This is a genomic window from Promicromonospora sp. NPDC060271 (genome assembly GCF_042726755.1).
Classification (GTDB): Bacteria; Actinomycetota; Actinomycetes; order Actinomycetales; family Cellulomonadaceae; genus Promicromonospora.
Genome location: NZ_JBHXBG010000050.1, coordinates 1 through 11731, shown reverse-complemented (window position 1 = coordinate 11731; position 11731 = coordinate 1). Strand labels below are relative to the sequence as shown.

Genomic DNA, 11731 nt, shown 5'->3' with positions numbered 1-11731 from the left:
GCCCACACAATGGGGTGGTGCCGATCCGACGAGCCGCCCAGTCGCCCCTCGCCGCGTGCGTCGCACTGGCCACGCTCCTCGCCCTGAGCGGCTGCGGCCTGGCCGACCGGGCAGCAGGCGCGCGGGGTGCGGACGCGGAGCCGACACCCACCGCGACGCCCTCCGCACAGCCACCCGGAAAGTCGCAGAAGCCCGCCGGAGGCCGGTCCAAGCAGCGCACGACCACGGTCAGCCTCGGCGACGTGGTGCTCCAGATCGCCACCCTGAAGGCCGCCGACGTCCGGGCGGACGAGGACGGGCCAGGCACCCGGACGGTCACCCTCACGCTCGCCCCCGGACGCTCCGCGCGTCTCGCGCTCGCCTCCCCCGGTGCGCTCGACGTCGACACGGACGGCAGCATCACCGTGCTGGACGGCAACGGTGACCCCGTGGCGGCGATCGGCCCGCCCGCACCGCCGTCGGGCACGGAGGACGACGCGCCGCACATCGAGGTCACCGAGGTCGACGCGACGCACGCCCTCGTGGAGGTCGGCCAGGTCCGGCCGCTCCGGGGGTCGGAGTCCCCCGCGCCCACGGACCGGGCCGAGCTGCTGCCCGTCACGTTCGTGCTCGGCACACAGGCGATCGAGAGCGCGACCTGGGGCGAGAACGAGGGCGGACGTTCGCTCGCCGTCGACCCGACGGACTGGGCGCGGTACGCCGGCCAGGCCGGGCTGGACCTGATCCGCGCCCAGTTGGTGGCCGCCGAGCCGGAGGCGGACAGCTCGACGATGGGCGACCAGCTCGTGTGTCACGCCGTGGGCGCCCCCGACAAGTCCACGTGGAACCTGGAGCCATGGCGGCCCGACGTCGGACTGATCCTGACCGCCACCGCCCAGTGCAACCCCGTGTGAGGACGACGGCCACCGGCCCGGTCACCCCGCGCCGTGACCTGTTCGTGATCATCGGCGTCGCGGTTCGACGTGCGAAGGCGCCCGGCTTGAGGTTTCCTGGAAACGAGGCGAGGCAGGCTCGCCACACAATCTGATGAGCCCCAGCTCAGCCGGACCCCACCTCATGTGGTGGTGCGCGCCGGGCGCCCGAGCGCGATCGGTGGGCGCCCAGCGATCAACGGGAGTCCCTGGGGTCAGGCATTGCTCCTCGGAGATACCTTGGCAGGGAGGCTCCTGATGACCCGTGTACTAGTCCGTGGATCAGCCGTCGCGGTCGGTTGCGGCGCACTGCTCGGATTCACCGTCGCGTACCAGCTCGTACCGCTCGCCGTGCTCGCCGCCCTCCTCGGGCTGGCGGGCACGTTCTTCGCCGTGCGGGCGACACCGGAGCCGGCGACGGAGCCGGGCGACCCGGTGACGCTCGGCGGGCCGCTCGCGCGCGGGGCCGACGACGAGGAGCTCGCGCACGAGCCCGTCCAGCCGCCCGTGCAGCAGCTCCCCGTGCCCGTCGTGGCGGCGGTACCCGACGCCGCGTGACCCGGCCCGGCGTCAGGCGCGCTTCGCGTCCTGCTTGCGCAGCGCCTTCTCGCTGACCGGTGCCGTGCCGCTCGCGCGGAGCTGGCGGTAGTACGCGGCCGCCTCGTCCTGACGGACCTTCTCGGAGCCGTCGGCGATCGGGGCACGCAGGTGCTCCTGCGTGAAGCCCCAGGCGTCGATGACGTCGAGCACGTGCGGACGGAGCTCCTTGAGCAGCCGGTCGATCGTCGAGGTCACCGCCTTCGCACGGCCCGTCGAGAGGCGGCCGTTGGTCAGGTGCCAGTCGAGGTGACGCTCGATGGTCGTGAGCCCGTAGATGTCGCGGAGCAGGGTGAGGACCTTGCGGGTGCCCGCGTCGGACACCTTGCCGATGGCCTTCGTGAACGCGTCCCAGCGCACCAGCTCCGCCCAGGCGGCGGCGGACCCGATGAGGTTCACCTGGTTGTCGTCGAAGATCTCCTGCGCACGGATGGAGTCGGCCTTGAGCGCGGGGCGCATGCCCATCGCGGTCGAGGCGACCATGCCCTCGAAGCGTCCGGCGATCAGCTCGCGCTGCACCTCCGCGTCCAGCAGGCGGCCCGCTGAGCGCGCACGGCCGCCATCGGCCACGGTCTGGCCGAGGCGCTTCAACGGGAGCTTGTGCAGGACCGCGTCCTTGGCCTGCCCTGCGACGATGCTCGCCATGCCGCCCGGCGACTTCGCCACCTCGGCCATCCGCCTGCCGTAGTCGCCCACGAGGCGCTTGGCCGCGAGCTGCAGCAGCACGTGGTTGTCGCCCTCGAACGTGGTGTAGATGTCGAGGTCGGCACGCAGGCCCGTGAAGCGGTTCTCCGAGAGGAAGCCGGCGCCCCCGCAGGCCTCGCGGCACTCCTGCAGCGTGTCCAGCGAGTACCAGGTGGAGGTCGCCTTGAGCGCGGCGGCCGTCGTCTCGAGGTCCTCGCGCATGGCCGGGGTGTCCTCGCGGCCGGAGAACACGGCGTCGAACATGTCGAGCAGCTCGTCGTGCGCGAAGTGCATCGCGTACGCCTCGGCGATGCGCGGGAAGAGACGGCGCCGGTGCGTGGCGTAGTCGAGCAGCGTCAGCTCGTCGGCGCCCGCGGACGGCGAGAACTGGCGCCGCTGGTCGGCGTACTTCGTGGCGATCGCCAGACCGATCTTCGCCGCGCCGATCGCCGCGCCGTCGAGCGAGACACGGCCCTGCACCAGGGCGCCCAGCATCGTGAAGAACCGGCGACCGGGGCTGTCGATGGTGGACGTGTAGGTGCCGTCCGGGGCCACCTGGCCGTAGCGGGCGAGCAGGTCCTGTCGCGGCACGCGCACGTTCGTGAAGTGCAGCTTGCCGTTGTCGATGCCGTTGAGGCCGCCCTTCTGGCCGTCGTCCTCGCCGCCGACACCGGGCAGGAACTCCATCGTCCGCGGGTCACGGATCGGCACGTAGAAGCAGTGCACACCGTGGTCGACGCCGTTGGTGATGAGCTGGGCGAACACCGTCGCGGCGACGCCGTGCTTGGCCGCGTTGCCGAGGTACTGCTTCCACGCCCCGCGGAACGGGGTGTTGAGCACGAACTCCTCGGTCTCCGGGTCGTACGTGGCGGTCGTCCCGATCGAGGCGACGTCGGAGCCATGGCCGGTCTCCGTCATCGCGAACGCGCCGGGCACGCTCAGGTCCATCGCGCCGGGGAGCAGCCGGTCCTGCTGCTCCTCGGTACCGAGGTGCAGGATGGCGGAGCCGAACAGACCCCACTGCACGCCCGCCTTGATCTGCAGCGACGGGTCGGCGGCGACCAGTTCCTCGAACCCCACCAGGTTGGCGCCCGCCTGCGCGCGACCGCCGAGACGCTCGGGGAACGCCCGGAGGACCTGGCGGTGCTTGACCAGCTCCTTCATCTGGACGAGGGCGATCTCCCGGTGCTCCTCCTTGGTGATCCCCTCCCGCTTCCAGAGCTCGGGGTGCGTAGCCACCATGTGCCGGGCCTCTGCGCGCTCCTCGGCCCAGCGGCCGAGCAGCATCTGCTCGAGGGCGGGCACGTCGACGCGGGCATCCGACGCCGGCCGGGGTGCCACGGGTGCGGGCGCTGCGGCCTCGGCGGCCGTGGGGGTGGTCACGGGCTCGGAGGTGGTCGTCATCGGGTTCTCCTCGGTCTTTCGGCCGGCAGGCCAGGTACTGGGTCTCGGGAGGGTGGGTCGAAGAGTGTTCGGGGCCGAGCGGGTCAGGCGGTGGCGGGTGCGGAACCAGGACGGTTGTGGTGCAGCACGCCGACCGGGCCCGTCCAGAGCCAGAGCGTCACGCGCTCGGTGAGCTCCTCCCGGGTCAGCGGGCTCGACTCGACGTTGCGGTGGCCGAGCCACCACTCGCCGGAGCCCCGCACGAAGCCGACGGCGCCGGCCGCCCAGGCGGCGGCATCGGCCTGGGGGACGTCGGTGGCCCGCGCGAACGGCTCGGCGACGAGCTCGATCACCGAGTCGAGGTAGGCGCCCAGCGGGTGCAGGTCGACCGGCGTGGTCGGGACGGCGGCGTCCACGACCTCCTCGGCGGCCGGGGCGCGGCGGCCTCGGCGTCCGCTCTCGACCGGCGCGGGCTCGTTGCCGCCGATGGCGGTGCGGGTGACGAACCAGTAGACGTTGGGCGAGCTCTCGATCATCTCGAGGTAGACCCGTACCATCTCGCGCAGCGCCATCTCGGGGTTGTCCGCGCGCTGCGCCGCTGCACGCAGCGCGTCGTGCATCTGCATCACCACGGTCTCGGCGACGGCGAGCCGCAGGCCCGCCTTGTCGTCGAAGTACCGGTAGACGATTGACTTCGACGTACCCGCCGCTGCGGCGATCTCGTCCATCGAGACCGCGGGCCCGAGGCGGTGCACAGCCTTGCGCGCGGCCCGGACGAGCTCCGCCCGACGGGCCGTGCGGTGGTCGTCCCAGCGGGTCGAACGACCGTCGACTCCGATGCTCATCGGTCCGCCTCCCCACCGTGACTCGCTAGAGGTCTTGTGATTCGTCTCACGAGACTGAGAGTATCAGGTACTGTGAGTCCTGGGCACCACCCCGGACGCGAACCGGGTAGCGGCCTGTCCTGGCCTCGACGAGGCTCGACCTACCAAGCCACTTGCCCGACGACGAAGTGAGAAGGAACAGCGACGTGTCCACTACCCCCTCCCCCGTCCCGACCACGCGCGAAGCCGTGATCATCGGCGGCAACCGCATCCCGTTCTCCCGCGCCGGCAAGAAGTACGTCCGGACCAGCAACCAGGACATGTTCACCGCGGCGCTCGAGGGCCTCGTCGCCCGGTTCGGCCTGCAGGGCGAACGCCTTGGCGAGGTCGCCGGTGGCGCCGTCCTCAAGCACAGCAAGAACTTCAACCTGATCCGTGAGTCGGTGCTTGGCTCCTCCCTGTCGCCGACGACGCCCGCCTACGACGTGCAGCAGGCGTGCGCCACCGGGCTCGAGGCCGCGATCGCCGTGACCAACAAGATCAAGCTGGGCCAGATCGAGTCCGCGATCGCCGGCGGCACGGACACCGTGTCGGACGCGCCGATCGTGGTCAGCGACCGCCTGCGGGCCGCGCTCCTCGACGCGAACCACGCCAAGACCACCGGGGCGAAGATCAAGGCGCTGCTCCAGATCCGCCCCAAGGACCTGGCCCCGGCCACCCCCGGTACCGGCGAGCCGCGCACGCACCTCTCCATGGGCGAGCACCAGGCGATCACCACCGCCAAGTGGGGCGTCTCGCGCGAGGCGCAGGACGAGATCGCGTTCAACTCGCACCAGAACCTGGCCCGCGCCTGGGAGTCCGGCTTCTTCGACGACCTGGTCACCCCGTACAAGGGCCTGACCCGCGACGACAACCTGCGTCCCGACACGTCCCTCGAGAAGCTCGCGAAGCTCAAGCCGGTGTTCGGCACCAAGCTCGCCGAGCCGGCGAGCATGACGGCCGGCAACTCCACGCCGCTGACCGACGGCGCCTCCGCCGTCCTGTTCTCCTCGCGCGAGTGGGCCGAGGAGCGCGACCTGCCGATCCTCGCGAAGTTCGTGGACGCCGAGACGGCCGCCGTCGACTTCGTGCACGGCCACGAAGGGCTCCTCATGGCGCCGGCCGCCGCCGTGCCGCGTCTGCTGGCCCGCAACGGCCTGACCCTCGAGGACATCGACTTCTTCGAGATCCACGAGGCGTTCGCCTCCACCGTGCTGACCACGCTCGCCGCGTGGGAGGACGAGGAGTACTGCCGCACCGAGCTCGGTCTCGACGGTGCGCTCGGCAAGATCGACCGCAGCAAGCTCAACGTGAACGGCTCCTCGCTCGCGGCGGGCCACCCGTTCGCGGCGACCGGCGGACGCATCATCGCCACCGCCGCGAAGCTGGTGGCCGCCAAGGCCGCCGAGACCGGCCGTCCGGCACGCGCGCTCATCTCGGTCTGCGCGGCCGGTGGCCTTGGCGCCGTCGCGATCGTCGAGTCCGTTTGAGCCCAGCGCGCAGCGAAGGGTGAGGGCCGAGGAACGAGGCACTCGCCCGTAGCGAAGCAACGGGCTCAGACGGTAGACGACACTGCCTGAGCCCGCTCCCCAGAACCGGAAGGAATCTCGTGGCTGACAACTACACCACGTTCGTGAACGGCGGACTCGGCAAGAAGCTCTCGAAGCAGCTCGGCCTCCCCCGCCCGGCGATCCTGCGCCGCTACGCCGCCGACGCCCCCCTCACGGTGGGCCCGGTGCTCGTCGTGTCGGACGGCGCCTCGGCCGGCGACGCCGACGCGATCGCCAAGGCCCTCGGATCGTGGGACGTCGACGTGCGTCGTTCCACCGAGGGCGCCGACGACGTCCGCTGGGGCGGTGTCGTGCTGGTCGGCACGGCTGCCGAGACCCCTGAGGCCGTCTCGGAGGCGGTGCTCACCCTCGGCGGCACCCTCCGCAGGCTCGCGGGCAACGGCCGGGTCGTTGTCGTCTCCCGCGCGCCGGAGGCCGGCGACTCGCCGGCCGTCGCCGCCACCAGGGCCGGCTTCGAGGGCTTCACGCGTTCGGTGGGCAAGGAGCTGCGGGGCGGCGCCACGGCGAACGGTGTGCAGCTCACCGGCGGTGCCGCCGCCGACTCGACCTCCGCGCTCGGCACGCTCCGCTTCTTCCTGTCCGCCAAGTCGGCGTACGTCGACGGCCAGGTGCTGCCCGTCGGTCCGGCGGACGACCTCGACGACGTCGACTGGCAGCGGCCGCTGGCCGGCAAGGTCGCCGTCGTCACCGGTGCCGCACGCGGTATCGGCGCGGCGATCGCGCGCACCCTGGCCCGGGACGGCGCCAGGGTCGTGGTCGTGGACGTGCCGGCGGCGGGCGAGTCGCTGGCGGCCGTCGCGAACGAGATCAAGGGCACCGCCGTGCAGCTCGACGTGACCGCCGCCGACGCCGGCACCAGGATCCTGGAGGCCGCCCGGCACCTCGGCGGCCTCGACATCCTGGTGCACAACGCGGGCATCCTGCGCGACAAGCTGCTCGCGAACATGAAGCCCGCCCAGTGGGACGCCGTCATCGCGGTGAACCTCGCCTCGCAGCTTCGCATCAACGAGCAGCTGCTGGCCGCCGGGGTGGAAGGGCTGCGCATCGTGTCGCTCGCCTCGACGTCGGGCATCGCGGGCAACAAGGGCCAGACCAACTACGCGTACTCGAAGTCCGGCGTGATCGGCCACACGGCCGCCACCGCGCCGCTCGTGGCGGAGCTGGGCGGCACGGCCAACGCGGTGGCGCCCGGGTTCATCGAGACCGAGATGACCCGGTCGATCCCGTTCGCGACGCGCGAGGTGGGCCGGCGCATCATCCCGTCGCTCCAGCAGGGCGGCCTGCCGGTCGACGTGGCGGAGGCCATCGCCTTCCTGTCGTCCCCGGTGGCTCGCGGCGTGAACGGACAGGTGCTGCGTGTCTGCGGCCAGTCCATGCTGGGCCGATGACGGGCGCACCGGCGTCGTACGACGTGACAGAGCTTGCCCAGCTACCGGGGCTGGGCGGCCTGTTCGCCAGGGGCCTCGCCGGCTCCGCGAGCAAACGCCCGAAGGGCGCCGTCAAGCTGCCCGAGCAGGCCTACCAGGTGGCGGACGTCGGCACAGCGGGCCAGGCGGCGCACCTCGCGGCGTACCAGCGGCTGCTCGGCGAGCCGTCGTCCGAGGTGCTGCCTGCAGGGTTCCTGCACGTGCTCGCGTTCCCGCTGGCGACAGCCGTCATGGTGCGCGGCGACTTCCCGCTGCCGCTGCTCGGCATGGTGCACCTGCGCAACACCGCACGGGTGCTCCGGCCGGTGCGGCTCGGCGACACCCTGACGGTGCGGGCCTGGGCGCAGGACGCCCGGGCGCACCGGCGTGGCGTCCAGGTGGACCTGGTCGCCGAGGTGCTGGTCGGCGGCGCGCTCGCCTACCAGAGCGTGTCGACCTACCTCGCCAAGGGCTTCACGGCCCCTGGCGGTGGCGCGCCCGAGGCCGAGGCATCCCGTGAGGAGTGGACGGCGCCCCTGCCGACCGCACGCTGGAAGCTCGGCGCCGGCACGGGCCGGGCGTACGGCGCGATCTCGGGCGACCAGAACCCGATCCACACGTCGAGCCTTGGCGCCAAGGCGTTCGGCTTCCCCCGGGCGATCGCGCACGGGATGTACACGGCGGCACGGGCGCTGGCCGAGGTGGGTCCCGCACGGCGGGGCGCGACGTACGAGTGGACCGTCGAGTTCTTCAAGCCGGTGCTGCTCCCGAGCACGGTCGACGTGGCGATCCGCTACGCGGCCGAGGCCTCGGCCGGCGAGAGTGGTCGGACCGGCGGAGCCGGTTTCGTCTACGAGGGTTGGCGCTCAGGCAAGCCCACCCGCCACTTCCAGGGCACGGTCACTCCCCTCTGAACCCACCGAGGTCCGCGAGATAGAGCGGGTGTCCGACACCCGCTCTATCTCGCCGCAGCGGTGCGCGCGAAGTAGAGCAGGTGTCGGACACACGCTCTACTTCGCGGTGGTTCGGGCCAGGCGGGGGAGGAGGATCTCCTCCCACAGGACGGCGCGTTTCGGGCGGAAGAAGCCCGAGTGGCCCACGCGGGTCAGGCCGTGGTCGGCGGCGCGCAGCTCGACGAACTCGATCGGCGCGTTCGGGAACTCCTTGCTCCAGTACCGGATCGACTCAGGGGAGATGAGCTCGTCGTCGGCGGTCCAGAGGGCGGTGACCGGTGTCCGCACCTTCGCGAACCGGTCCCGCAGCTCGGGGTGCTCGCTGAACAGGTAGTCCCGGTGCAGACACCAGCGGCCCCACTGGCGCATGACGCCGGCCGGCAGGTCGTCCAGGATCCGCAGGCGGCGGCCCGGGTAGTAGCCGGTCGCGGCGATCGCGACGGGTGCGATGGCTCGCCACAGGAGCGGCGACCAGCGCTTGATCCTCGGCGCGGCCTTGCCCCGCCAGCCCGTGCCTGAGGCGACCATCACGCAGCCGTCCACGCCGACGTCGGACAGGAAGCCCAGGCTCTGGCCGCCGAACGAGTGCCCCACCCAGGTGAGCGGTACGCCGGCGGCGTCCGCCCGGGCGCGCGCGTGCCCCGCCGCGAGCTCCGCGTCGTGGTACCAGTCCAGGGCGGTCACCGACGAGCTGCGCATCGGACCGTAGAGCTCGGGCTCCGAGCCGCGGTACGAGAACGTGAGCACCGCGAAGCCGCGCTCCGCGAGCCAGGCCGCGAGGTGCCGGTAGAACCGCATGGGCATGGCCATCGCGGGCGCGATCGCCACGACGCCCACCGGGTCGCCGTCCGGCAGGAACCAGCGGCCGGCGACCGGCTCGCCGTCGGCGGAAAAGCTCACGTCCTCGGTGCTCACGTGCCGGAGGTTACCAATCCCGTATCCTCGCGAGGGCCCTGCGAACTTCATCCTGCGGGAGGACACCATGCTCGGCGACGTGCTCGGCCTGACGAAGTCGCAGTCCCTCGCGTACCGCGACCTCGTGGCTTCCCCGTCCCTCGACGCGGCGGAGCTGGGGCGCCGGCTCGGCTGTGACCCCGGCGACGCGCTCGACGTCCTCCGCGCGCTGGAGAGCCACGGCCTGGCGACCCGGCAGAGCGCCGACGACTCCCGCTTCCAGGCCGCTCCGCCCGAGATCGCGCTGGGCGCGCTGCTCGCCCGCCGCAAGGACGAGATCCGTGCGGCGCAGGAGGAGCTGATCGAGCTCGAGGAGGAGTTCCGGCGCTCGTCCGCGCTGCGGCCCGCCACCGACGTCGTCGACGTCGTGCGCGGCGCCGACGCGGTGAAGCACCGCATCATCCAGCTCCAGCTCGGCGCACGCGAGACGGTCGAGTCGTTCACCAAGCCGCCGGTGTTCGTGATGCCCGCCGACGAGAACACCGCGGAGGACCAGGCGGTCGCGCGCGGCGTGCGATACCGCGTGGTGGTCGACCGGGTCTTCCTCGACACCGGCGTGCTGCGGGTGGACGACATCGCCGAGGCCATCGAGAACGGCGAGGACGTGCGGTTCTCGGAGCGGGTGCCGATCAAGCTGTTCATCATCGACCGCCGGCTCGCGTTCGTGCCGATCCAGACCGTCGTCGAGGCGGGCACCGAGGGCTCCGGCCTCGCGCCCGACCTGGTGGGCGCGCTGATCATCCATCCGTCCGGGCTGCTGGACGCCCTGATCGCCCTGTTCGAGAGCGTGTGGCGGGACGCGACGCCCTTCGCGCCGCCGGGCGAACGCGCCGAGAGCTCCGAGCTCGACGAGGAGGACAGCCGGATCCTCGCACTCATGCTGGCCGGCCTCACCGACCAGTCGGTGGCCAACCAGCTCGGACTCTCCCTGCGCACCGTGCAGCGTCGCGTCAAGGTCCTGATGGGCGTCGCCGGCGTCTCGACCCGCATCCAGCTCGGCTGGCACGCCGCACGTAAGGGCTGGATCTGACCGGTCGCTCCATGACAGCGTGAGGCCATGACCACACTGGCGTGCATCATCCGCCCATCGACCCCGCCGTCTCGCATCATCCCGCTCGCCCGCGCCGTCGAGTCCGCGGGTATCCAGGAGATCTGGCTGTGGGAGGACTGCTTCCAGACCGGTGGCATCTCCGCTGCCAGCGCGATCCTGTCCGCCACCGACCACGTCCGCGTCGGGATCGGCGTCATGCCGACGCCGCTGCGGAACGTGGCGCTCACCGCGATGGAGGTCGCGACCGTCGAAGGGATGTTCCCCGGCCGGCTCATCCCCGGTATCGGGCACGGCGTGCAGTCGTGGATGGCGCAGGTCGGCGCCAAGGCCGCGTCGCCCCTGACCCTCATGCGGGAGTACTCGACGGCGCTGCGCGCGCTGCTCGCCGGCGAGCGGGTCACGACGTCCGGCCGGTACGTGTCCCTCGACGACGTCGCGCTCGACTGGCCGCCCGCACAACCCGTGCCGGTTCCGGTGGCCGCCACCGGGCCGAAGTCGCTGCGCCTCGCCGGCGAGATCGGTGACGGCGTCGTCCTCGAGGGCTCCGTCGGTCTGGCCGGTCTGCCTGCCGTGCTCGACCGGGTCGCCGAGGGCCGGGCGTCCGCCGGCCGCGACGCCGCCGCACCGTTCCCGGTCATCCAGAACGTGTCCGCCGCGACCGGCCCCGACGCGGTCACGCGCCTGCGTGCCGAGCTCACCGCCTGGGGCATGGACGTTGCCGACGACGACGGCCTCGCCTCCTACGCCCTGTGGGGCGAGGCCCAGGCGCTCGCCGACGGTGTGCGGCGGTACGGCACGGCGGGCGCGACCACCGTGGCCCTCCAGCCGACGGAGGACGAGCCGGACATGGAGCGGTTCATCGAGGTGGTGGGCGCGGCCCAGGCGCTGCTGAACGACGCATAGCACGCCGGCGCCGTCGAGGCGCGGACATTCGGCGTCAGCCAAAAGTCGTTGAGTCGTGGGGCGCCTTGCCTCAACGTGGTCGCGCCGGGGGACCGCCCTTCCGGCGACAAAGGAGGCGCACCATGAAGAAGTCCGCACGAATCGCTGCCGCGGGCGCCGCAGCGGTCCTCACCGCGGCCGTCGGCATCCTGGGTGCCGCATCGGCGACGGCCGCCGACAACCGGGACTTCGGGGCCGACGGCACGCGGGTGACCTCGGTACCGGACAACCGGGAGTTCGGGGACAACCGGGACTTCGGGGCTGACGGCACGCGGGTGACCTCGGTACCGGACAACCGGGAGTTCGGGGACAACCGGGACTTCGGGGCTGACGGCACGCGGGTGACGGAGCAGGACAACCGCGACTTCTGAGTCGCACACGACGCGGCGCCGGGGTCGTACCGTCCAGGACGGTAC

At 72.3% G+C, this 11731-nt stretch carries 11 protein-coding genes; 8 read left to right on the top strand and 3 right to left on the bottom strand.

Annotated elements, in window-relative coordinates; genetic code table 11:
- Nucleotides 1-17 precede the first annotated feature (17 nt).
- Nucleotides 18-893 (top strand): DUF2599 domain-containing protein, encoded by an 876-nt coding sequence (locus tag ACFWE2_RS10225; RefSeq protein ID WP_377224111.1) that lies wholly within the window; start codon nt 18-20, stop codon nt 891-893.
- Nucleotides 894-1169: 276 nt separating this feature from the next.
- On the top strand, nt 1170-1469 hold the full coding sequence (locus ACFWE2_RS10220) for a hypothetical protein (RefSeq protein ID WP_377224110.1): 300 nt from the start codon (nt 1170-1172) through the stop codon (nt 1467-1469).
- 12 nt (nt 1470-1481) lie between these two features.
- Here ACFWE2_RS10220 and ACFWE2_RS10215 read toward each other — a convergent pair whose 3' ends face one another.
- Nucleotides 1482-3596, bottom strand: a complete 2115-nt coding sequence (locus ACFWE2_RS10215; protein WP_377224109.1) for an acyl-CoA dehydrogenase — start codon at nt 3594-3596, stop codon at nt 1482-1484.
- An 83-nt stretch (nt 3597-3679) separates the two neighbouring features.
- A complete protein-coding gene (locus ACFWE2_RS10210) occupies nt 3680-4420 on the bottom strand; it encodes a TetR/AcrR family transcriptional regulator (protein ID WP_377224108.1) in 741 nt (246 codons plus the stop codon).
- Between the two features lie 185 nt (nt 4421-4605).
- Here ACFWE2_RS10210 and ACFWE2_RS10205 point away from each other — a divergent pair, with 185 nt between their 5' ends.
- From ACFWE2_RS10205 to ACFWE2_RS10195, 3 genes are all read left to right on the top strand, one after another.
- Entirely contained in the window at nt 4606-5928 is a 1323-nt protein-coding gene (locus ACFWE2_RS10205; RefSeq protein ID WP_377224107.1) for an acetyl-CoA C-acetyltransferase, read from the top strand.
- 119 nt (nt 5929-6047) lie between these two features.
- The gene (locus ACFWE2_RS10200) at nt 6048-7397 is read left to right on the top strand and encodes a 3-oxoacyl-ACP reductase (RefSeq protein WP_377224106.1); all 1350 of its coding nucleotides are present in this window, start codon (nt 6048-6050) and stop codon (nt 7395-7397) included.
- A complete protein-coding gene (locus ACFWE2_RS10195; RefSeq protein ID WP_377224105.1) occupies nt 7394-8329 on the top strand; it encodes a MaoC/PaaZ C-terminal domain-containing protein in 936 nt (311 codons plus the stop codon). The genes ACFWE2_RS10200 and ACFWE2_RS10195 overlap by 4 nt, the downstream gene beginning before the upstream one ends.
- Nucleotides 8330-8425: 96 nt before the next feature.
- Here ACFWE2_RS10195 and ACFWE2_RS10190 read toward each other — a convergent pair whose 3' ends face one another.
- Nucleotides 8426-9283, bottom strand: coding sequence for a serine aminopeptidase domain-containing protein (locus ACFWE2_RS10190; protein WP_377224104.1), 858 nt, complete (start codon nt 9281-9283; stop codon nt 8426-8428).
- A 67-nt stretch (nt 9284-9350) separates the two neighbouring features.
- Between ACFWE2_RS10190 and ACFWE2_RS10185 the strand changes: the two genes are divergently transcribed.
- The 3 genes from ACFWE2_RS10185 to ACFWE2_RS10175 all read left to right on the top strand — a co-directional run bounded on the left by ACFWE2_RS10185 (nt 9351) and on the right by ACFWE2_RS10175 (nt 11686).
- Nucleotides 9351-10352 (top strand): helix-turn-helix domain-containing protein, encoded by a 1002-nt coding sequence (locus tag ACFWE2_RS10185; protein WP_377224103.1) that lies wholly within the window; start codon nt 9351-9353, stop codon nt 10350-10352.
- Nucleotides 10353-10379: 27 nt separating this feature from the next.
- On the top strand, nt 10380-11276 hold the full coding sequence (locus ACFWE2_RS10180) for an LLM class flavin-dependent oxidoreductase (protein ID WP_377224102.1): 897 nt from the start codon (nt 10380-10382) through the stop codon (nt 11274-11276).
- A 122-nt stretch (nt 11277-11398) separates the two neighbouring features.
- Nucleotides 11399-11686 carry a hypothetical protein gene (locus tag ACFWE2_RS10175; RefSeq protein WP_377224101.1) on the top strand — a complete coding sequence of 96 codons (288 nt, stop codon included), beginning with the start codon at nt 11399-11401 and terminating at the stop codon, nt 11684-11686.
- Nucleotides 11687-11731 lie beyond the last annotated feature (45 nt).

Excerpts from the sequence above, each read along its gene's own strand:
- ACFWE2_RS10220 (WP_377224110.1), top strand. The coding sequence starts at position 1,170 with ATGACCCGTGTACTAGTCCGTGGATCAGCCGTCGCGGTCGGTTGCGGC.
- ACFWE2_RS10215 (WP_377224109.1), bottom strand. The coding sequence starts at position 3,596 with ATGACGACCACCTCCGAGCCCGTGACCACCCCCACGGCCGCCGAGGCC.
- ACFWE2_RS10210 (WP_377224108.1), bottom strand. The coding sequence starts at position 4,420 with ATGAGCATCGGAGTCGACGGTCGTTCGACCCGCTGGGACGACCACCGC.
- ACFWE2_RS10195 (WP_377224105.1), top strand. The coding sequence starts at position 7,394 with ATGACGGGCGCACCGGCGTCGTACGACGTGACAGAGCTTGCCCAGCTA.
- ACFWE2_RS10185 (WP_377224103.1), top strand. The coding sequence starts at position 9,351 with ATGCTCGGCGACGTGCTCGGCCTGACGAAGTCGCAGTCCCTCGCGTAC.
- ACFWE2_RS10180 (WP_377224102.1), top strand. The coding sequence starts at position 10,380 with ATGACCACACTGGCGTGCATCATCCGCCCATCGACCCCGCCGTCTCGC.
- ACFWE2_RS10175 (WP_377224101.1), top strand. The coding sequence starts at position 11,399 with ATGAAGAAGTCCGCACGAATCGCTGCCGCGGGCGCCGCAGCGGTCCTC.